Source organism: Streptomyces sp. cf386, assembly GCF_900103585.1.
GTDB lineage: Bacteria > Actinomycetota > Actinomycetes > Streptomycetales > Streptomycetaceae > Streptomyces.
Map to the genome: position 1 here is coordinate 34,154 of NZ_FNHV01000038.1, position 20,551 is coordinate 54,704.

At 70.5% G+C, this 20,551-nt stretch carries 21 protein-coding genes; 11 read left to right on the plus strand and 10 right to left on the minus strand.

The window, feature by feature from the left end; all coding sequences use genetic code 11:
* Positions 1-74 precede the first annotated feature (74 nt).
* The 5 genes from BLU79_RS49660 to BLU79_RS45815 form a co-directional block, all read right to left on the minus strand.
* The gene (locus tag BLU79_RS49660; protein ID WP_256333748.1) at positions 75-200 is read right to left on the minus strand and encodes a hypothetical protein; all 126 of its coding nucleotides are present in this window, start codon (positions 198-200) and stop codon (positions 75-77) included.
* A 47-nt stretch (positions 201-247) separates the two neighbouring features.
* The gene (locus tag BLU79_RS45800) at positions 248-571 is read right to left on the minus strand and encodes a hypothetical protein (RefSeq protein WP_256333749.1); all 324 of its coding nucleotides are present in this window, start codon (positions 569-571) and stop codon (positions 248-250) included.
* Positions 572-657: 86 nt separating this feature from the next.
* Positions 658-1,329 (minus strand): HdeD family acid-resistance protein, encoded by a 672-nt coding sequence (locus BLU79_RS45805; RefSeq protein ID WP_093911992.1) that lies wholly within the window; start codon positions 1,327-1,329, stop codon positions 658-660.
* A 170-nt stretch (positions 1,330-1,499) separates the two neighbouring features.
* A complete protein-coding gene (locus BLU79_RS45810) occupies positions 1,500-2,093 on the minus strand; it encodes an HhH-GPD-type base excision DNA repair protein (protein WP_093912013.1) in 594 nt (197 codons plus the stop codon).
* A gap of 61 nt (positions 2,094-2,154) precedes the next feature.
* Positions 2,155-2,874 carry a siderophore-interacting protein gene (locus BLU79_RS45815; RefSeq protein ID WP_093911993.1) on the minus strand — a complete coding sequence of 240 codons (720 nt, stop codon included), beginning with the start codon at positions 2,872-2,874 and terminating at the stop codon, positions 2,155-2,157.
* Between the two features lie 78 nt (positions 2,875-2,952).
* Between BLU79_RS45815 and BLU79_RS45820 the strand changes: the two genes are divergently transcribed.
* Genes BLU79_RS45820 through BLU79_RS45835 form a run of 4 tightly spaced genes read left to right on the plus strand, consistent with a single transcriptional unit; the run spans position 2,953 to position 6,959 of the window.
* Positions 2,953-5,115 carry a penicillin acylase family protein gene (locus BLU79_RS45820; RefSeq protein WP_093911994.1) on the plus strand — a complete coding sequence of 721 codons (2,163 nt, stop codon included), beginning with the start codon at positions 2,953-2,955 and terminating at the stop codon, positions 5,113-5,115.
* A complete protein-coding gene (locus tag BLU79_RS45825; RefSeq protein ID WP_093911995.1) occupies positions 5,108-5,719 on the plus strand; it encodes a GNAT family N-acetyltransferase in 612 nt (203 codons plus the stop codon). The genes BLU79_RS45820 and BLU79_RS45825 overlap by 8 nt, the downstream gene beginning before the upstream one ends.
* Positions 5,716-6,189 (plus strand): cupin domain-containing protein, encoded by a 474-nt coding sequence (locus BLU79_RS45830; RefSeq protein WP_093911996.1) that lies wholly within the window; start codon positions 5,716-5,718, stop codon positions 6,187-6,189. Before BLU79_RS45825 ends, BLU79_RS45830 begins: the two co-directional genes overlap by 4 nt.
* Positions 6,186-6,959, plus strand: coding sequence for an SDR family NAD(P)-dependent oxidoreductase (locus tag BLU79_RS45835; protein ID WP_093911997.1), 774 nt, complete (start codon positions 6,186-6,188; stop codon positions 6,957-6,959). Before BLU79_RS45830 ends, BLU79_RS45835 begins: the two co-directional genes overlap by 4 nt.
* A 180-nt stretch (positions 6,960-7,139) precedes the next feature.
* On the opposite strand, the gene BLU79_RS45840 is transcribed toward BLU79_RS45835, so the two are convergent.
* Positions 7,140-7,718 carry a TetR/AcrR family transcriptional regulator gene (locus BLU79_RS45840; protein ID WP_093911998.1) on the minus strand — a complete coding sequence of 193 codons (579 nt, stop codon included), beginning with the start codon at positions 7,716-7,718 and terminating at the stop codon, positions 7,140-7,142.
* 91 nt (positions 7,719-7,809) lie between these two features.
* Between BLU79_RS45840 and BLU79_RS45845 the strand changes: the two genes are divergently transcribed.
* Positions 7,810-8,256: an anthrone oxygenase family protein gene (locus tag BLU79_RS45845; protein WP_093911999.1), complete on the plus strand. Its 447-nt coding sequence runs from the start codon at positions 7,810-7,812 to the stop codon at positions 8,254-8,256.
* 76 nt (positions 8,257-8,332) lie between these two features.
* Here the strand turns inward: BLU79_RS45845 and BLU79_RS45850 are convergent, their stop codons facing one another.
* The gene (locus BLU79_RS45850; RefSeq protein ID WP_256333750.1) at positions 8,333-8,668 is read right to left on the minus strand and encodes a hypothetical protein; all 336 of its coding nucleotides are present in this window, start codon (positions 8,666-8,668) and stop codon (positions 8,333-8,335) included.
* A 385-nt stretch (positions 8,669-9,053) separates the two neighbouring features.
* Here BLU79_RS45850 and BLU79_RS45855 point away from each other — a divergent pair, with 385 nt between their 5' ends.
* The 6 genes from BLU79_RS45855 to BLU79_RS45880 all read left to right on the plus strand — a co-directional run bounded on the left by BLU79_RS45855 (position 9,054) and on the right by BLU79_RS45880 (position 17,603).
* Complete coding sequence (locus BLU79_RS45855; protein WP_093912000.1) at positions 9,054-10,838, plus strand: copper resistance CopC/CopD family protein; 1,785 nt, start codon at positions 9,054-9,056, stop codon at positions 10,836-10,838.
* Positions 10,839-11,061: 223 nt separating this feature from the next.
* Complete coding sequence (locus BLU79_RS45860; protein WP_093912001.1) at positions 11,062-12,375, plus strand: ABC transporter substrate-binding protein; 1,314 nt, start codon at positions 11,062-11,064, stop codon at positions 12,373-12,375.
* On the plus strand, positions 12,372-13,349 hold the full coding sequence (locus BLU79_RS45865) for a carbohydrate ABC transporter permease (RefSeq protein ID WP_093912002.1): 978 nt from the start codon (positions 12,372-12,374) through the stop codon (positions 13,347-13,349). Before BLU79_RS45860 ends, BLU79_RS45865 begins: the two co-directional genes overlap by 4 nt.
* A complete protein-coding gene (locus BLU79_RS45870) occupies positions 13,346-14,236 on the plus strand; it encodes a carbohydrate ABC transporter permease (RefSeq protein ID WP_093912003.1) in 891 nt (296 codons plus the stop codon). Before BLU79_RS45865 ends, BLU79_RS45870 begins: the two co-directional genes overlap by 4 nt.
* A gap of 41 nt (positions 14,237-14,277) precedes the next feature.
* A complete protein-coding gene (locus tag BLU79_RS45875) occupies positions 14,278-15,594 on the plus strand; it encodes a glycoside hydrolase family 36 protein (protein ID WP_093912004.1) in 1,317 nt (438 codons plus the stop codon).
* Positions 15,591-17,603, plus strand: coding sequence for a beta-galactosidase (locus tag BLU79_RS45880; protein WP_093912005.1), 2,013 nt, complete (start codon positions 15,591-15,593; stop codon positions 17,601-17,603). Before BLU79_RS45875 ends, BLU79_RS45880 begins: the two co-directional genes overlap by 4 nt.
* A 34-nt stretch (positions 17,604-17,637) precedes the next feature.
* Here BLU79_RS45880 and BLU79_RS45885 read toward each other — a convergent pair whose 3' ends face one another.
* The 3 genes from BLU79_RS45885 to BLU79_RS45895 all read right to left on the minus strand — a co-directional run.
* On the minus strand, positions 17,638-18,258 hold the full coding sequence (locus BLU79_RS45885; protein WP_093912015.1) for a hypothetical protein: 621 nt from the start codon (positions 18,256-18,258) through the stop codon (positions 17,638-17,640).
* Positions 18,259-18,306: 48 nt separating this feature from the next.
* Positions 18,307-19,884, minus strand: coding sequence for an alpha/beta hydrolase (locus BLU79_RS45890; protein ID WP_093912016.1), 1,578 nt, complete (start codon positions 19,882-19,884; stop codon positions 18,307-18,309).
* A 179-nt stretch (positions 19,885-20,063) separates the two neighbouring features.
* The coding region (locus BLU79_RS45895) for a polysaccharide deacetylase family protein (RefSeq protein WP_143052601.1) at positions 20,064-20,551 on the minus strand (488 nt) is incomplete at its 5' end.

The following is a 20,551-nucleotide window of genomic DNA, read 5'->3' on the forward strand; positions in this document are numbered from 1 at the left end:
GTAGGAGGTCTCGGGGAGCGGCGCGGCGGAGGATCCGGCTCCGGTGGAGCCCGGCCACCTCCGCCGCGCCCGCGTCAGCCGCGCTCCCGCTTCTTCGGGGGCTGCTGCGGCTTCGCCTGCTTCAGCTGCGGTTTCGGGGTGTTGCGGACGGCCTCCGCGCGCAGCAGGGCGCGCAGGACGGCGTAGTGGTCGGTGGGCATGACTGTGCTCCTTGTGTCGTCCTGACTGACCTCGTCGCGGGGGTCTGTCAGCAACGCAGGACCACGGTGCGCAGGATGTGCGGGACGTACGGCGGTCGCGGCTGCGCGGGGTGGGAGAGGCGGGCCGGGACGCCGGGCACCGGCTTCGACGGGGGCGTGGAACACAGCCGTACGGTGGTGCGCCGGTCGGTGCGGGCCGGTGGCCGCAGGACCGTGTCGAGGGCGTCGTGCTCGACGGCCTCGCCGGAGACCCCGGCCACGGCGGGCACGGCATGCGCCTGGGCGTGCGCGCCCGGCACCAGCAGGGCGAGCAGCAGCACGAGGACCCGCAGCCAGGTGTGGCTGCGCGGAACAGTGCGTGCGGTGCTCACGGGAGGTCATCTCCCCGGTGGCCGTAGCGGGTTCATCGCGTCGGACGCGAGAACCGCCCGCTCGGCGTACCGGTGCGCGGCGGATATCACAGCTCGTGCGGGACCTGGCGGGCCCGCCCCCGCATCCGGATTCCGGTGACGATCTCGACGACGCCGACCGCGACCAGCCACCAGCCGCCGATCAAGGTGAGCACGGTGACCGACTCGATCGGGGAGTCGATCAGCACGATCCCGCCGACGACGGTGACCACGCCGAGGGAGATCTGCCAGCCGCGGGCCGGCATGGACCGGTCGGAGGCGGCGGCCAGGGTCTGGGTGATGCCCCGGAAGAGCCAGCCGATACCGATCCACAGGGCGAGCAGCAGGATCGACTGCATCGGGCGGCGGAAGCAGAACAGGCCGAGGAGGACCGACACGGTGCCGCTGATGAACGCCAGCACCCGCAGCGAGGTCGTCTTGTGCGTGCCGAAGGCGGCGACCAGTTGGAAGACGCCGCTGATCAGGAGGTAGAGCCCGAAGAGAACACCCGACACGAAGAGCGAGGCGTCCGGCCAGACCAGGATCAGAACACCCAGGACCAGGGAGGCGACCCCGGTGAGCAGGACGACCTGCCAGGCGGCGCGGGAGAGGGCGTGCAGGGGGCCCTCGAAGGGCGGCTCGGGCTCGTGGGACGTCCCCGGCCCCGGTGAGCGCCCGGCATGCACCCGGCGGTCGTCGTAGTCCCGGCCCCCGGCAGGACCGGTCGGTGCCTCGCTCATGCTCCATGCTGCGAACACCCGCACGGGCTCCGCCATTCGGGACGGGCCACTTGGCTGACGGGGGATCGTTGCTGCGGGCCGGCGCGGTCGCTGCCCGCGGTGCCGGAGGGGGTCACCCGTGGACCCGGCCGGTGCCTATGGGCCGCAGGCCACTCCCGCCGCCACGGCCGTTACTTCCGCGCTGCCTTCGCCGCCTTCGCCGCCGCCTTCATCTCCTGTTTGTGGGCCCGTACCTTGGTCAGGGATTCCGGTCCGGTGATGTCGGCGATGGAGCGGTAGGACTTCGGTTCGCCGTAGGCGCCGGCGGCTTCCTGCCAGCCTGTGGGGGTCACGCCCAGTTGCTTGCCCAGGAGGGCGAGGAAGATCTGGGCCTTCTGCTTGCCGAAGCCGGGCAGGGCCTCCAGGCGGCGCAGGAGTTCCCGGCCGTCGTCGACGCCCTTCCAGACGAGCTCGGCGTCACCGTCGTAGTGCTCGACGAGGTACTGGCACAGCTGCTGGATCCGCTTGGCCATGGACCCCGGGTAGCGGTGCACGGCCGGCTTCTCCGACAGCAGGGCCGAGAACGCCTCCGGGTCCTGGGCGGCGATGTCGTGCGCGTCCAGGTCCTCCGCGCCGAGCCGGTCCGCGATCGTGCGGGGCCCCTTGAACGCCCACTCCATCGGAACCTGTTGGTCCAGCAGCATGCCGACCAGCGCGGCGAGCGGGCTGCGGCCGAGGAGTTCGTCGGCCTCGGGGTCCTGGGCCAGGTGAAGGGTGACGTCCATGCCCCCGATCATGCCCCCTCGCCTCATGCCCCGCAGCCGTACGTGCCCCGCAGCCGTACGTTCAGGGGCGCCAGTACCCCAGCGCGTTCACCCGCTGCTTGGGAACGCCCAGCTCCTTGCGGACGTACGACGTCAGGGCCCGGGTCGTCGCCGTGTCGCAGGCGATCCAGACGTACGGGTCCGGGGTGCCCTCGAGGAGGTCGGGGAGGGCCTCCTTCACCTGGTCGACCAGGTGGGCGCCGGCGTCGCGCCTCGGGAGGGTGCGGATGTCGTGGCGGGCGGGCTCGGTGCGGAAGGGGAGGTCGTCCCGCTCGCCTTCGAACCACACCGTCGCCGGGGCCGAGTCCAGGGCGCTGAGCAGGGAGTTGAGGGCGGGGAGCGAGGCCGGGTCGGCGACGGCGAAGACGTGGGAGGGCGCGGGGTCGGGGTCGGTGAACCCGGTGCCGTGGATGGTCGCCTCGATCGTGTCGCCGGGCTTCGCCGCCCGCGCCCAGTCGCTGGCGCAGCCCTCGTGCAGGGCGAACTCCAGGCTGAAGGTGCCGGCCGCCGGGTCCGGGTCGACCAGGGTGTACGCCCGCTGGTGCGGCTTGCCCGCGTTGTCGAACCACAGGCGGACCCACATTGTGGGATGTACGCCCGCCGCCGCGAGCAAGCCGCCGTCCTGAAGGTGAACGCGGCGATAGTGCGGGGTGACGTCCTCCGCGCCCGTCACCGTGAACACGAAGTCCTTCGCGCGCAGCAGCTTCAGGACCGCGCCCTCCCAGCCGTGCCCCTGCCCCATGGCTTCTTCACCCTTCAAGTACGATTCCTGCCCAGATTACTTAGGGAAGGCTAACCTAAAGCATAGGAGGGACACAGGGTGACGGGTGAGATCTACCGCGACGCCTGGGGCATTCCGCATCTCCGCGCGGACGACGTGACCGAACTCGCCCGCGCCCAGGGCCGGGTGACCGCTCTCGACCGGGCCTGGCAGCTGGAGGTCGAGCGGCACCGGGCCAAGGGCACCTCCGCGTCCTTCCTCGGCGCCGAGGCCCTGCCCTGGGACCGGTTCGTCAGACGGGCCCGCCTCGACGACACGGCGAGACGGTGTTTCGCCGAGCTGGAGAGACGGGACCCCGAGACGGCGCGCTGGGTGCGGGCGTACGTCGACGGGGTCAACGAGACGCTGGCCGAGGGCGCCCGCCGTACCCCGGAGTTCGCGCGGGCCGGGCTGACTCCCGGTGACTGGGAGCCCTGGACCCCGCTGGGCGTCTGGCTCGGCATCCACATCCTGTTCGCGGGCTTCCCGGCCAAGCTCTGGCGCGAGCAGGCCGTACGGCATCTCGGCCCCGACGCGATCGGGCTGTTCGCCATCGACGGGCCGGGCACCTCCGGCAGCAACGGCTGGCTGGTGAGCGGCGAGCGGACCGTCACCGGGCAGGCGATCATCGCCGGTGACCCGCACCGCTTCATCGAGGAACCCGGCGTCTACCAGCAGCTCCACCTCTCCTGCCCCGAGTTCGACGTCATCGGCCTCGCCGTCCCGGGCGTCCCCGGCATCGCCCACTTCGGCCACACCGGCACGGTCGCCTGGGCCATCACCAACGCCATGGCCGACTACCAGGACCTGTACCGGGAGCGGCTGCGGCGCACCGGCGCGGGTGTGGAGGCCCTGGGTCCGGACGGGGTCTGGCGGCGCGCCACGCGGCACACCGAGGTCGTGGAGGTGGCGGGGAACGAGTCCGTCGAGGTCGAGGTGATCGAGACGGATCGGGGGCCGGTGATCATCGGGGGGCCGGAGGGCCTGCCGGACGGCTTGCAGGAAGGTCTGCAGGAAGGTCTGCAGGAAGGTCTGCAGGAAGGTTTCTCCTCCGGGTTCGAGCTCCCCGACGCCCCTCCCCTCGCCGTAGCCCTCCGCTACCCGCCCCGCGTCACCGCCGACCTCGGCTTCAGCGCTCTCCTCCCCCTCCTCCGCGCCCGTCGCGTGGCCGACGTCGACCGTGCCGTGGACCTCTGGGCCGAGCCCGTCAACGTCGTCCAGGCCGCCGACACCGAGGGCGGCCTGCTGCACCGCGTCGCCGGACGGGTGCCGGTGCGCTCCGCCGCCAACCGCACCCGCCTGGTGCCCGCCTGGGAGCCCGGCCACGACTGGCAGGGCTGGCACGAGACGCCCCGAGGCGGGCTCACCGACGGCATCGCCGCCATGGCCAACCAGCGCGGCATCGCCACACCCCTTGGCGTCGAGTTCGCCCCGCCCCATCGCGCCGACCGCATCACGGCCCTGCTGGGGGAGAAGGCCCGCTGGTCCGCCACCGACATGCCGGCGATCCACATGGACACGCAACTGGCCTCCGCGGAGCCCCTGTTGGAGCTCCTGAACACCCTCGACACCCTCACTCCCGAGGCCGCGGCCATCCGGCGGACCCTCCTGGCCTGGGACCGCCTCATGGACGCGAGCAGCGAGGCGGCGGCCGTCTACGCGGCGGTGCGCGGGGCGGTCGTACGACGACTCGCCGCACACCCGGCCTTCGCCGCGCTGGTCGCCCCGCCCGCCTACCCGGAGGTCCTCCTCCCCTGGCTGGCCCTGCTCCCACGCATCGGCTTCGCCCTCGAACACCTGCTGCGCGCCGAGGAGTTGTACGGCATCGACCGCGCCGAGACCGTGCGCGAGGCGGTGGAGGAGGTGGCCGCCGAGCAGTCCGCCGGAACCGGGGTGCCAACCTGGGGCGACGCCCACCGCCTCGTCCCCTGGCGGGCGCTCCCCGACCCGTCGTACGACCCGCCCGGCCTCTCCGGCGACCACGACTGCGTCCTGTGCACCTCGGCCGTCCCCGGCCTCACCGACCTGAGCGCGCGCGGCCCGGCCGCCCGCTACGTCTGGGACCTGGCCGACCGCGAGGCGAGCCTGTGGGTGGTCCCGCTCGGCGCCTCCGGGATTCCGGGCACACCCCATCACCGCGACCAACTCCCCCTGTGGCTCGGGGGAGAACTGGTCCCGGTCGTCACCGATTTCACCAAGCTCAAGAAGGAATCCGATGTCTGAACAGCCGACGGCAGCCCGCGAATGGGTGCATGAGCAGATGGTCGACGGCTTCGGCGCCGTCCGGATCCGGCCCCTGGACCCGCAGGCCGACGCCGACGTCGTCCATGGCTGGGTGAGTGAGGAGCGGGCCGCCTTCTGGGGCATGAACGGTCTGACCAGGGACCAGGTGGCGGAGATCTACGCCCACATGGACACCCTCGACACCCATCACGCCTTCCTGGTCCTGCGGGACTCCGACCCGGTCGCGCTGCTCCAGACCTACGAGCCGGAGGCCGACCGCGTCAGCGAGTGTTACGACGTCCGCCCCGGCGACATCGGCGTCCATCTATTGCTGGCGCCGGCCGGTGCCGGGGGCGGGCGGTCCGGTTGGACCTCGGCGTTGCTGACGGTCATGACGTCGTACGTCTTCCTGACCCTGGACCGGCAGCGGGTCGTGGTGGACCCCGATGTGCGCAACGAGAAGGCCATCGCCCGTTTCCTCAGGCAGGGCTTCACGGCGGGCCCGGCGGTCGTGCTGCCCGAGATCGACCTCCCGGAGGTGCACATCCCGCAAAAGGAGGCCCAACTCGCTTTCCTCACCCGGCAGGTAGCCTTCCCGGAGTGACCCCTGAAGACCTCGTCGCGCACTACACACTGGAGCCGATCCCGCGCGAGGGCGGCCTGTTCCGGCGCACCTGGGCGGGACCGGAGCTGGCCGACGGGCGCCCGCAGGGTTCGGCGATAGTCGTGCTGCTCACGGCGGACGACTTCTCGGCCCTGCACCGCCTGCCGTCCGACGAGGTCTGGCACTTCTATCTGGGCGACCCCCTGGAACTCCTGCTCCTCGCCCCCGACGGCACGTCCCGCACCGCCGTGCTCGGCCCCGACCTCCTGCACGGCCAGCACATCCAGCTCACCGTGCCCGCCGGCACCTGGATGGGCGCGCGGGTGGTGCCGGGCGGGTCCTGGGCCTTCTTCGGCTGCACGATGGCACCCGGCTTCACCTACGAGGGCTACGAGCACGGCGACCTGGCGGAGCTGACGGCGCGGTATCCCGCCGAGGCCGCCCGCATCGCGGCACTGTGCCGCCCATGAGCGGACGCGGACTCCTCGAAGGACAGGTCGCCCTGGTCACGGGTGCGGGCGGCGGCATCGGGTGCGGGATCGCGACGCGGTTCGCGCAGGAGGGCGCGGCGGTCGTACTGCACTGCCGTACGGCGGTGGCGGCGGCGCGGGAAGCGGCGTCCCGTATCCGGGATTCGGGTGGGCGGGCGCTGGTGCTGCGGGCCGACCTGACGGACGAGGACGAGTGCCGGCGGGTGGTGGCCGAGGCCGCCGAGTGGGGCGATGGGCGACTGACCGCGCTGGTCAACAACGCGGGCGTACAGCCGACGCGGGAGCTGCCGGGCATGACCGTGGCCGAGTGGCGGGCGGTCGTGGACACCAACCTGTCGAGCGTGTTCGCGTGTACGCAGGCGGCGGCCGAGGTCATGCGGCAGCAGGACGGAGGCGGTTCGGTCACCCACATCGCCTCCATCGAGGCGTCCCGTCCGGCGCCCCTGCACGCCCACTACTCCGCCTCCAAAGCGGCCGTCGTGATGCACGCCCGCTCGGCCGCCCTGGAGTACGGGCCGTTCGGGATCCGGGTCAACACCGTGTCGCCGGGGCTGATCCACCGGGAGGGGCTGGAGGAGGCCTGGCCGGAGGGGGTGCGGCGGTGGGAGCGGGCGGCGCCGGCCGGGCGGTTGGGGCGGGCGGAGGACGTGGGGGACGCGTGCGTGTTTCTGGCCTCGGGGCTGGCGTCCTGGGTCACGGGGCATGACCTGGTGGTGGATGGTGGGGTGTCGGCTCGGCCGACGTGGTGACCCGGGCCGGTTTTCAGTAGGCCATCGGCAGCATGTTCTCGCCATGCCTTGCCCGCACCTTGCCTGTCTCTTCCCCGTGGTCAGCCGAGAGGACGCGACAGGGTGGGCCGACCAGAAGTGATGCCGTAGGCCGTTGGCCGGGCCGGAAGACGCCGGCTGCCCGCCCTCCCGGACGGTGCGTCAGACCACGGCGAGGCGGTCCACCAGCAGTTCCACCCTCCGCTCGGCGTCCCCCGGCGGCAGCCGTCCCGCCCGGGTCAGGGTCGCCAGCCCGTGCAGGGCCGCCCAGAACACCTCGGTGAACAGCCCCGGGTGGACCCCGTCCCCGGCGACCTCGCCGAGGCTCTCCAGCAGGGCGGCGAAGGCGTCCTTCAGAGGCTCCGGGGTGTCCTCCTGCGCGAACGCCAGGCCGCCGTCGAGCAGGAACATGGCGTCGTAGACCGCCGGGTTGCGTGCGGCGAAGTCGAGGTAGACGCGGGCGAGGGTGACGACCCGGGCGTGCGGGCCGTCCGCGGCGGAGGCCGAGGCCCGCAGCGCCGCGGCCATCTCGGCGGCGCCTTCGAGGGCGACGGCGCCGATGATCTCGCGCTTGCCGCGGAAGTGGCTGTAGAGGACGGGCTGGCTGTACTCGATGCGCTCGGCGAGCCGGCGGGTGGTGACCGCGTCCCAGCCCTGCTGTTCGGCGAGTTCGCGGGCCGTCGCCACGATGAGGCGTTCGCGGCCCGCCCGTTCGCGCTCCTTGCGTTCCTGTACCGACATGAGTCGATCCTAGCACCGCTAGACAACCGAGCGGTGGCAGTACTAGCGTTGCCTCAACATCTAGCAACGCTAGATTCCGGGAGGGATCATCATGCTCAATGCACTTGAGGTCTTCACCACCGTGGTCGTCGGCGTGATGGTGGGGGTGGAGTTCTCCGTCGCCTTCGTCATCAACCCGATCCTCAACGCCCTCCCTGACGACAGCAGTCAACGCGGCCGAAGCCACGGCGGCCGGATGCTCGGCGCCGTGATGCCGTTCTGGTACATCGGCTCGCTCATCCTGAGCGCGGTCTGGGCCATCGCCGGATGGCACCACGACGGCGCCGGCCTTGTCGTCACCGCCGGCGCGCTGCTGGTCCTCAGCGTGGTCATGTCGCTCCTGCTGCTCGTCCCGATCAACAACCGGGGCAAGACGTGGACCACCGAGAACCGGCCCGACGACTGGAAGGAGCAGATGAACCGCTGGGACCGCTTCCACTACGTCCGCGTCGCCGTCATCGTCGCCGCCTTCACCCTGCTGGTCGCCGCCCTCGCCTGAGCCCCCGGGGCGAGGCCGGGCAGGCGGCGCGCGTACTCCCCCTCCTGCGCGCGGGCGGTAGCGGGCCCTGCGCGGCTCAGGATTGCTCGGCTGCCGCCTTGCCGCGACCGATGGTCATGGACCAGCGCACGGTCGTGGGTGCTTCGACGGAGACGGTCCCCTTGTCCTCTGCTCCAGCGATGTCCACCTGGTTGTGGATGGTTCTCACTTCGCTGTCGAGGCATTCCAGTTGAAAGAAGACGTCAGTGGGTCGCAGAGTGACGTTGATGGTCCCTTTGCCTTGGCATCGCACGGCGACGATGAGCGCGTGGCCCTTCTCCCCCTTGCCGAACTCCAGGCTGCGATTGCCGTGCGTCTCACCCTGCTCCCCGGCAACGGTCTCGGTTCCGTCCAGCTCCGGAGGATGGGCCACGGACGGCTCCGTAGAGTCGTCGGACGGGGCGGTCTCTGTCTCCGCAGGCACGCTTGGCGTGGAGGACTTCGTCGGCTCCTCCGCTTTGGAGGCGGCTGCGGAGCAAGCAGTCGCGGGAAGTACCGCAGCAACCGCAAGAAGGCTCAAGGCAACCAGAGTTCGGCGAGGCATTTCACTTCTTCCAGGTGGCCCGGTCAACACGCCGGGGAGTGCAGAGCGTAGTCACCGCGCAAATCCGCCGACGCCCGCTGAGCCCGAACGCCTCCGCATCCGTACCTACCCCCGAGGCCTCAAGTCCGACGACGGAGATGTGACACACGTGGGGTGCGATGACCGACGACAACCGCGGCGCCGACTCAGCGGACGGCGGGGGCTTCAACGGCTGGTGCTGCTGGGCACCCTGCTGGTCCTGTTCCTCCTCGGCGGCACGGGCCCCGCGTCGGCCCACGCAGCGCTCAGAAGCACCGACCCCGGGGACGGAAGCCTCCTCAAGTCGGCTCCCCGCCACCTCACGCTGAGCTTCACGGAGTCCGTCGGTCTGCTGGAGGACTCCTTCCGCGTCCTGGATCCGGACGGGCGCCGGCTGCGTACGGGGGAGCCGCAGCACGGCCCGGACAGTGGTGACACCGCCAGGGTCGCGTTGCCCTCGAAGCTGGCCCAGGGGACGTACACCGTCGCCTGGCGGGTGGTGTCGGCGGACAGTCACCCGGTCTCCGGCGCGTTCACCTTCTCCGTCGGCAAACGTTCCCTGACCACCGCCACCGTCGACACCGGTCCCACCGAGGACCCGGCGACCAAGAGCCTCTACAACATCGCCCGCTATCTGGCCTACCTCGCTGCCGCCCTGCTCATCGGCACGGCGACGTTCATGGCCGTCTGCCGCCCGCCGGACGCCCCCGTGCTCGCCAGGCTGCTGCGGACCGGCTGGTGGACCCTCCTCGCCACCACCCTCGCCCTGCTGGTGCTGCGCGGCCCGTACGAGTCGGGTGAGGGGCCGCTGGGGGCGCTGAGCGCCGATTCCCTCACCCGTACCCTCACCAGCCGCCCCGGCGTCGTCCTGCTGGCCCGGCTGGCCCTTCTGCTGGTGGCCGCCGGCTATCTCGTACGACTGTCCAGGCGCCGTCAGCCCTACGGCTGGACCGGCGCCGCCCTCGCCGCGGGCCTCGCCGTGACCTGGGCCGCCGGTGAGCACGCCTCCGCGGGGATCCAGGTGCCGGCGGCGATGACGTCCTCGGCCCTGCACCTGCTCGCCACGGCGGTCTGGCTGGGCGGCCTCACGGCCCTGCTCGTCACGCTGTGCCGCGCCCATCTGACGCCGGCCGCGGTCACCCGCTTCTCGCGCCTCGCGTTCGCTTCCGTGACCGTCCTGGTCGTCACCGGCGTCTACCAGTCCTGGCGCGGCCTCGGCTCCTGGGAGGCGCTGACCGGCACGACGTACGGCAGGCTCCTGATCCTCAAGATGGCCGCGGTGGCCCTGCTGCTGGGGGCGGCGGCCGTGTCCCGCCGCTGGACCGCCCGGCTGGCGACGGCCGACGCGGAGGCGGAGGTGGAGGTGGAGGTGGAGGTGGAGGCGGTCGTTCGGGGGAAGGTTCCGGAGGCCGTCGGCGGGCCGCCTCTGCCGGAGTCCCCCGGCGAGGCACCGGAATCCTCCGCTTCGGCGGACGAGGAGCACGAGCACACGCGGCACCTCACACACCGCCGCGCCCTGCGCCGCTCCGTCCTCGCCGAAGTCGCCGTCGGCGCCGCCGTGCTCGCCGTCACCACGATCCTCACCAGCACCCTGCCCGGCCGGGCGGAGGCCGAGGCGGCGGCGCAGACGCCCGCCGTGATCGGCGCGTCCGTCACCACGGTGCCGTTCGACGTGGGCACCCCGGGCGGCCATGGCAAGGTCCAGGTCACCCTCGACCCGGGCCGGGTCGGCGACAACTCCATCGAGGCTCTCGTCTACGGGCCCGACGGCGGTGTCTCCATCGTCCCCGAGCTGCGTGTCTCCTTCACCCTTCCGGCCAAGGACATCGGCCCTCTGGACGGCGAGCTCACCGACAAGGGCGGCTACTGGGCCAACAGCTTCCTCAACCTGCCCATCGCCGGGACGTGGGAGATGAAGGTGACCGTGCGGACGTCGGAGGTCGACCAGGTGAGTGTGACCAGGACGGTGGTCGTGCGCTAGCCCCCGGCCTCCCGGGAGAGCACGTACGAGCACGCGCGAGGGGTTCAAGATCGGTTCGAGATATCGGTCACGTTTCCGAAACGGCGATCGACATCTCTTGACGCATGACCTGACATACGGCTGTTATTGCGCCACCGTGTTCGGTCAAGTTGATTTCTGATCGGTTAAGACGGACTTCGACGAGCCCACCCTCACGATCGAACCCTGCCCTCAGGAGCCGTAGATGCACGACCTCTCCCCCTCCGGTCTCTCCCTCCCCTCGGCCAGCCGCCGCACTCTGCTGCGCGGCATAGGCGGCGCCGCCGTACTCGGAGCGGGTGTCCCGCTGCTGAGCGCCTGTGGTGGCAGCGGCACGGCGAGCGACCCGAAGACCGTCACCCTCGGCTCCAAGGCGTCCGACGCCGTGCCGAAGAAGGCGTTCGCGGACATCTACGCGGCCTACAAGAAGAAGTCCGGCATCACGGTCGACGTGAACACCAAGGACTCCAACACCTTCCAGGAGCAGATCAACTCCTACCTCCAGGGCACGCCGGACGACGTGTTCACCTGGTTCGCCGGCTACCGGATGCAGTTCTTCGCGGCCAAGGGACTGGCCACGCCGATCGACGACGTCTGGAAGACCATCGGGGGCAACTTCCCCGAGGCGATGCACAAGCTCAGCAAGGGCGAGGACGGCAAGTACTACTTCGTGCCGCTGTACACGTACCCGTGGGCGGTCTTCTACCGGAAGAGCGTCTTCCAGGAGAAGGGGTACGAAGTCCCCACCACCTGGGACGACTTCGTGGCGCTGTGCAAGCAGATGAAGAAGGACGGCATCGTCCCGATCGCCTTCGGTGACAAGGACGCCTGGCCCGCGCTCGGCACCTTCGACCAGATCAACTTCCGCCAGAACGGCTACGACTTCCACGTCGAGCTGATGGCCGGCAAGGCCTCCTGGACCGACGCCAAGGTGCGCAAGGTCTTCGACCTGTGGACCGAGATCCTCCCCTACCACCAGGAGGGCGCCACCGGCCGTACCTGGCAGGACGCGGCCCAGACGCTGGCCTCCAAGAAGGCCGGCATGTACCTCCTCGGCACCTTCGTGGCCCAGCAGTTCACCGACAAGGCCGCCCTGGAGGACCTCGACTTCTTCGCCTTCCCGGAGATCGACCCGGCATACGGGCAGGACACCGTCGAGGCGCCCACCGACGGCTTCATGATGAGCAAGAGCCCGAAGAACAAGGCCCAGGCCGTCAAGTTGCTGGAGTTCCTCGGCACCACCGAGGCCGAGGACATCTACCTCAAGTCCGACCCCAGCGTGGTCCACGCCGCCACCGGCGCCGACACGTCGTCGTACAGCGCCCTGCAGAAGAAGGCGTACGAGATGATCGCCGGCGCCAAGTCCCTGACCCAGTTCATGGACCGCGACAGCCGGCCCGACTTCACCTCCACGGTGATGCAGCCCGCGCTGCAGAAGTTCGTCCGAGACCCCAAGGGCGTCGACAGCCTGCTGTCCTCGATCGAGCGCCAGAAGAAGACGATCTTCGCTTCCTCATGACCACGAACACCACCAAGGAGATCCCGGAGGCGGCCACTGAGCCGCCTTCGGGTGCTGCCCCCGCCAAGAAGGTGCCCCACGGGCACCGCCGTCTGCTGACCCGCCGCGACCGGCTCACCCTCGGTCTGATGGCGGGTCTGCCGACCGTCCTGCACATCGCCCTCGTCTGGGTGACCGCCCTCGCCTCCATCGCGCTGGCCTTCACCACCTGGGACGGGATCGGCTTCGACTCGATCCAGTGGGTCGGGCTGCAGAACTTCAAGGAACTCTTCGAGGAGAACCCGCAGTTCTGGCCCGCCGTCGAGCACAACGTCATCTGGTTCGTCGTCCTGATCGTGATCCCGACCCCGCTCGGCCTGTTCCTGGCCGTGCAGTTGGACAAGAAGATCCGGTTCAGCCGCGTCTACCAGACGGCCTTCTTCCTGCCCGTCGTGCTGTCGATGGCCGTCATCGGCTTCGTCTGGCAGCTGATCTACAACCCCGACACCGGCCTGATCAACAGCCTCATCGGGGCCAACGAGCCCGGCAAGTACATCGACTGGATCGGCGACCCGGACCTCAACCTCTGGGCGATCCTCGTCGCCGCGTCCTGGCGCCACACCGGCTACATGATGATCCTCTACCTGGCCGGCCTGAAGGGCGTCGACCCGTCGCTGCGGGAGGCCTCCGCGCTCGACGGCGCCAACGAGTGGCAGACGTTCAAGAACGTCATCTTCCCGACGCTGCGCCCCACCAACACCGTCGTCCTGGTCGTCACCATCATCGAGGCCCTGCGCGCCTTCGACCTGGTCTTCGTCTTCAACAAGGGCGCCGAGGGCACCGAACTGCTCTCGATCCTGGTCACCAACAACATCATCGGCGAGTCCAGCCGCATCGGATACGGCTCCGCCATCGCGGTCGTCCTGCTGCTGATCTCCCTCGTCGTGATCATCCCCTACCTGGTGGCCACCTTCCGGAAGGAGCGGCGCGCATGAGCAGCCCCACCGCAGCGCTCGGCAAGCAGCGCACTCCGATCCGCCCCGCCCGGATCCTGCTCCACCTCTTCCTCGCGGGCGCAGCACTGGCCTGGCTCGCGCCGCTGCTCTGGGCCGTCTACTCGGCGATGCGGCCGTATTCGGAGACGAGCGAGAAGGGCTACGTGTCCTGGCCGGACACGCTGAACTTCGACAACTTCACGAACGCGTTCACGCAGTCGGACATGAGCCACTACTTCGTCAACACGATGATCATCTCCGTCCCGGCGGTGCTGGTGACGCTGTTCCTGTCCTCGATGGTCGCGTTCTACGTCAGCCGCTTCGACTTCCGCGTCAACCTGGCGCTGCTGCTGGTCTTCACGGCGGGCAACCTGCTGCCGCAGCAGGTCATCATCACCCCCCTGTACCGGCTGTACCTGCTGATCGACCTGCCCGGCATCACGATGAGCGGCAAGCTCTACGACTCCGCGCTCGGCCTGGTGTTGATTCATGTCGCGTTCCAGTCGGGCTTCTGCGCCTTCGTGCTCAGCAACTACATGCGCACCCTGCCGCACGAGCTGACCGAGGCCGCGCTGGTGGACGGCGCCTCGGTATGGCGGCAGTACTGGCAGATCGTGCTGCCGCTGTGCAAGCCGGCGATGGCGGCCCTGGCGACGTTGCTGTCCATCTGGATCTACAACGACTTCTTCTGGGCCCTCGTGCTGATCTCGACCGGCGAGAACATGCCGATCACCTCGGCGCTGAACAACCTCACCGGCGCGTACTTCACGGACCCGAACCTGGTCGCCGCCGGTGCGTTGCTGACCGCGATCCCGACGCTGATCGTCTACTTCGTGCTGCAGCGGCAGTTCGTCAGCGGTCTGACGCTGGGCGCCAACAAGGGCTGACGGCCCCTTTCTCGACAGCCCCTTTCTTGAAAGAGACACCCGTGCACCACCCCTTCACCCCCGTCGCCTCCGTGCCCGTGGACGAGGCCAACGCCCGCGTCCACGAAGAGGGCTGGCAGTCCTGGAGCCCCAGCGGCGCCTACGCTCTCGGCGACAAGCCGTACCGCCCGACCAACGACAACTGGGCGACGGTCTGCTACCGCCCCGGCGTCACCGTCCCCGAGGGCGCCTTCCAGGGCGAGGGCCTGCTGGCGCTCGACCCCGGCGACGGCTCACCGGTCCGCCTGTGGGCGGCGACGGACCCGCTGACCGAGGTTCCCTCCATCCGGCTGGTCGTGACGGACGGCGTGGCGGAGGTCAGCGCCGACGGCCCGGTGAAGGAGTGGACGGGCGCCACCGTCCAGTCGGTGCTGGGCGAGTGGGCCGACAGCCTCCAGCTCACGGCCCCCCGCCCGGCCCCGACGGTCTGGTGCTCCTGGTACGAGTACTTCACCGCCGTCACCGAGGACGACATCCACGAGAACCTCCGTGCGATGGACACCCTCGACCTGCCCATCGACGTCGTCCAGATCGACGACGGCTACCAGAAGGCCCTCGGCGACTGGCTCACCCTCTCCGGCCGCTTCCGCTCCCGCGCGGGCATCGCGGACGCGATCAGGGCAAGGGGCCGTCGGGCGGGCATCTGGACGGCGCCCTTCCTCGTCGACCCGGCGAGCGACCTGGCCGCCGAGCACCCCGAGTGGCTGGTCCGCACCGCCGACGGCGGCTTCGCGCACGCCGGCCGCAACTGGGGCCATGACCTGCGCGTCCTGGACACCACGCACCCCGAGGCGGCGGCGTATCTGACGGAGGTCTTCCGGACGCTGCGCGCCGAGGGCTACGACTACTTCAAGGTGGACTTCCTCTACGCGGGCGCGCTGGAGGGCGTACGGCACGATTCGGAGTCGGACGCGCTGACGGCGTACCGCTCCGGCATCCGGCTGATCCGGGACGCGATCGGTGAGGACGCCTACCTCCTGGGCTGCGGCGCGCCCCTGCTCGCCTCCATCGGCCTGTTCGACGCGATGCGGGTCAGCCCCGACACGGCCCCGCACCGCCGTCCCGAGGCCGATGACTACAGCCAACCCGGCCAGGACCCCGCCGAGTTCACGGGCGTCGGCCGCCAGTGGCAGCACGGCCGCCTCTGGATCAACGACCCCGACTGCCTGATGGCGCGCCCGGCGGTGGAGACCCGCGAGCGCTGGGCCGCGCACGTCGAGGCGACCGGCGGCCTGATGGCGTCCAGCGACCGGCTGCTGTCGCTGGACACGTGGGGCGTGGAGACGACGCGCCGGCTGCTGTCGGGGGACGTCCGATGACGCGCGAGCTTTCCCGCGGGCTTTCTGTGGAGGGCATCGCCTACGGCGGTGACTACAACCCCGAGCAGTGGCCCGAGGAGGTCTGGGCCGAGGACGTACGCCTCATGCGCGAGGCGGGCGTGAACATGGTCAGCGTCAACATCTTCTCGTGGGCGCTGCTGGAGCCGCGCGAGGGCGAGTACGACTTCTCGCGCCTCGACCGGATCCTCGCCCTGCTCCACGAGAACGGCATCGCCGCCGACCTGGCCACCCCGACGGCGGCACCCCCGGCGTGGTTCTTCAAGGCCCACCCCGAGGCGCTGCCGGTGGACCGGGACGGGCGCGGACTGTCGTACGGCAGCCGTCAGACGTTCTGCCCGTCGAGCCCCGCCTACCGCGAGGCGGCCCTGCGCATCGCGGGCGAACTCGCCCGGCGCTACGCCGACCACCCGGCGGTGGTGATGTGGCACATCCACAACGAGTACGGCTGCCACAACGCCGAGTGCTACTGCGACGAGAGCGCGGCGGCCTTCCGGCGCTGGCTGCGGGAGCGGTACGGCGACGACCTGGCCGCCCTCAACGACGCCTGGGGCACCACCTTCTGGAGCCAGTGGTACTACGACTGGGACGAGATCATCCCGCCCCGCCCCACGGGAGCCGTCCCCAACCCCACCCACCAGTTGGACTGGCGCCGCTTCTGCAGCGACGCACTGCTGTCGCTGTACGAGGCGGAGCGCGAGGTGCTGCTGGAGGCGGCCCCTGCCACCCCCGCCACCACCAACTTCATGGTGATGTACAACTTCGACGCCCTGGACTACTGGCGCTGGGCCCCGAAGCTGGACCTCGTCTCCAACGACCACTACCTCCAGTCCGCCGACCCTGAGTCGCAGATCGACATCGCGCTCAGCGGCGACCTGGTCCGCTCCCTCGCCGGCGGCCCTTGGCTGCTGATGGAGCACTCGACGGGCGCGGTCAACTGGCAGCCGGTGAACCGGGCGAAGGGCCCCGGCGAGCTTCGGCGGAACGCGCTCGCCCATGTCGCGCGCGGCGCGGACGGCATCGCCTACTTCCAGTGGCGCGCGGCGAAGGCGGGCGCCGAGCAGTGGCACTCGGCGATGCTCCCGCACGCCGGAACGGACAGCCAGATCTGGCGCGACGTCGTCCGGCTGGGCGCCGACCTGCGGGCGCTCGGCGAGGTACGCGGCAGCGTCGGCACGGCTCAGGTGGCCATCGTCTGGGACTGGAACGCCCGCTGGGCCATGGAACTCCCGTCCCAGCCGAGCGAGGCGCTGCGCTTCCAGGATTTGGTGCGCGCCTGGTACGAGCCGCTGTGGCGGGCGGGCGTCGCGGTGGACTTCGTACGCCCGGACGCGGATCTGTCGGCCTACCGGGTGGTGCTGGCTCCCTCGCTGTATCTGGTGGACGACGCGGGCGCGGCGAACCTGGTGTCCTTCGCGTCGGGCGGCGGCACCCTGGCGGTGGGCTTCCACAGCGGGGCGGTGGACGAGAACTGCCATGTCCGGCTGGGCGGCTACCCGGGCGCGTTCCGGGAGGCGCTGGGGGTCAGCTCGGACGAGCTGTTCCCGCTGCTGCCCGGCGAGACGGTGCGCCTCAGCGGTGGCGGTACGGGGGTGCTGTGGTCGGAGCGCCTGCGGCTGGCCGGTGCCGAGCCGGTGGAGTCGTACACGAGCGGTCCGCTGACGGGAGTGCCTGCGGTGACACGCCACTCCCATGGCGAGGGCGTGACTTGGTATCTCGCCACGCAGCCGGACGCGGAGACTCTGACCGGGTTGGTGGACCGCATCCGTGCGGAGGCCGGAGTGGAGCCGGTGCGTACGACCCCGCAGGGCGTCGAGGCGGCCCTGCGGCGCGGGCCCGAAGCCGACTACCTCTTCCTGATCAACCACACGGACCGGCCGGGCGAGGTCCTGGCCGAGGGCACCGAACTGCTCACCGGTAAGCAGGTGTTGGGCTCGGTCATCGTCCCGGCGGGGGAGATCGCGGTCGTACGGGAGCCGCGCGGGGTGTGAGGACGGTGGGGAACCGGATGCGGCGTCATGCCGTTCAGTGGCTGAAGGGCGGCGGGAAGCACCCTGTCTCCAGGTACGGGCCGTCGGCCCGCACCTCGAAGTTGGACTTCTGCACGAACGCCATGACGCAGGCATCCGGATGGACCCGCAGGCCCACCAGCGCGCCCTCGGGCGTGACGTAGCCGCCGTCGCGGTAGCGCTTGTCCATCGCGCGGACGGTGAGCTTCCCACCGAGGCGCTCGCCGTCCTCGGTGAAGCGTTCCTCCTCGTACCCGAGCCGGAGCAGTGCCGTGCGCACCGCAGCCGGATCCCACTTCCGCTGCTCCCAGAGCCGCTCGATCACCGGTTTGATCCGCTCGGCCTCCCGCTCGGCGTCCTTCGCGTGTTCGGGGGACATCTCGCGGGTCTGCCGATAGGCGTTGTTCTCGTTGTAGTGCGGAGCACCGTCACCGGCCCCCGGCTCCACATACGGAGAGGCACCCGCGGGACTCTCCGAAGCGCTGGGCGCGCCCGCCGATGCGCTGGGCGCACCCCCGCCCGCCGCGCCCGGCGCCCGCACCTGACCACAGGCGGTGAGCGCCAGGCCGACGGCCAGGACGAGACCGACACCGGCAACGGCAACGGGCTTGCGACGGCGGGAGGTTGAGGGGGTCATGGGCATGAGTCTGTCACTGGCCGACCTCGGTCGGCTCGGCCTCCGGCCTTATCGGCCGATCAGGCCCGGAATACCGGACGGCGCAGGCAGCGGCAGCGGGTTGTCGCCGGTGCGCTCGCCCGCGGCCGGGGCGGCCTGGCAGGTGAGGTCCGTCGCCGGCAGCCTGCCTGTGGTCAGGTAGGTCGTGGCCGTCTTGTCCGCGCAGGACTTGGTTCCGTAGATGCCGTGCCCGACGCCTCCCGCGACCGTGACCATCTTCGCGCCCTTCATGACACGGCGCAGGCCCTGGCCGCTGGTCAGCGGAGTCTGCGGGTCCCACTCGTTCTGCAGGATCAGCGCGCCGACCTTGTTGTCGACCTTCGTGGCGGCCTCACCGCCGGTCTGCTTCCAGAACGCGCACGGCTTGATGTTGGACGCGAAGTCGCCGTACAGCGGGTACGTGGCCTTGTCCCGGATCGCGTCGGCGCGGTACTGCTCGGGATCGCGCGGCCAGTTGCGGGTGTCGGCGCACAGGACGGACCAGAACGCGGCGTCGCCGTTGTCCGAGGGCGCGGCGCGGCCGAACGTCGGCGGCTGCGGCGTGGCCGTGCCGGTCTTCGGGGCGGCGGACCGGCGGCTCCCCGCGGCGGCCTTCTTCAGCTCGACGACCGACTCGGCGGCCTCGCGCACGCTGAAGAACATGCCACGGCTGCCGGAGCGGACGGCGTCACCGGTCAGCTTGGTGCCGTCGAGGTCGATCGGCTTGCGGTCGGCCTGGGCGACCAGGTCGTAGAAGGTCTTGCGGACCGCTTCGGGCGTCTCGCCCAGCTTGTAGGTGGAGTTGCGCTCGGCGGTCCACTCGGTCCACCGGGTGAAGGCGGGCTCGCTGCCCTCCGCCCAGACCTGGATCATGCCGCGCCAGATCCGGGCCGGGTCGACAGCGCTGTCCAGCACGAAGCGGTCGGAGCGCCCCGGGTACATCTGCGTGTAGACCGCGCCGAGGTAGGTGCCGTACGAGTAGCCCAGGTAGGAGATCTTCTTCTCGCCGAGGACGGCACGGATCACGTCCATGTCCCGGGCGGTGTTGCGGGTGGTGATGTGGCGCAGCTTGGTGCCCTGCCGGGTGTTGCACTTCTCGGCGACGGTGCGGGCCCACTTCACGTCCTTGGCGAACGTCTCCGCCTTGTACGGCCGTTCCCAGTTCTGCTCATCGGGCGTCCAGCCGCAGCCGACGGGGGAGCTCTGGCCGACGCCTCGCGGGTCGAAGCCGATGAGGTCGTACTTGTTCTTCACGGACTTCGGGATCTCGCTCGCCAACAGCTGGGGCAGGTCGACGCCCGTACCGCCCGGACCGCCAGGGTTGAGCAGGAGCACACCGCGGCGCTCGTCCTTCTTGCTCGTCTTCAGTCTCGATATCGCGAGATCGAGCTTCTTGCCGTTCGGACGGCTGTAGTCGAGCGGCACCTTGATCGTGGCGCACTGGAAGGCCGCGGGCATCGCCGAGTCACAGCGGTGCCAGGCCGGCCTCTGCTGAACGTACTGGCTCAGGGGATTTCCCGCGGCGGATGCCGTGGCCGGTGCGAGCGCGGGAATCAGGGTGGCGACGGTGCCGACCGCTGAGAAGAGGGCTATTCGACTGCTGCGCACGTGCGGAACGTCCTTGGGGTTGATACGGGTGAGACGTACCAACCCTTTCGTGCAGAGGACTTGGGCGAATCCGTCCGAAGATCCGAGATCCGTCCGACCGTGGAGGGACGGCGGTCGTGACGGATGGTCCCCGAGTCGGACAACCACGAACGGCTCATCACCGTCCAGCCCTGGAGGGCTCAGCGCACGGGGAAGCCGAAGGAGTAGCCCTGCTCCTTGAGCCACGGCAGGACTTCGCGCAGGGCGGCCACGGTCTGGGAGCGGTCTCCGCCCGCGTCGTGGAAGAGGAGGGTCGGGCCGTTGGAGATCTCGTTCTTGACGGTGGCGACCATGGCCTCGGTGCCGGGGAGTTCGAAGTCCTTGGAGTCGATGTTCCAGCCGAGCGGGCGCATTCCGTGGGACGCGGCGAGGTGGCGGCTGTAGGGGGTGAAGGCCCCGCCGGGGGCCCGGTAGTACATCGGCCGTACGCCCCCGGACGCCTTGGTGATCATGCGCTCGGCGTCCAGGATCTGCTGCGACTGGTAGGCCTCGGACTGCCGGTCCATGGTGACGTCGTGCGAAACCGAGTGGTCGCACAGCCGGTGCCCGGCCGCCACCACGTCCTTGACCAGGTCCGGGTGTGCCTGGGCCTGCGTACCCACCATGCAGAACGTGGCCTTCACCCCGT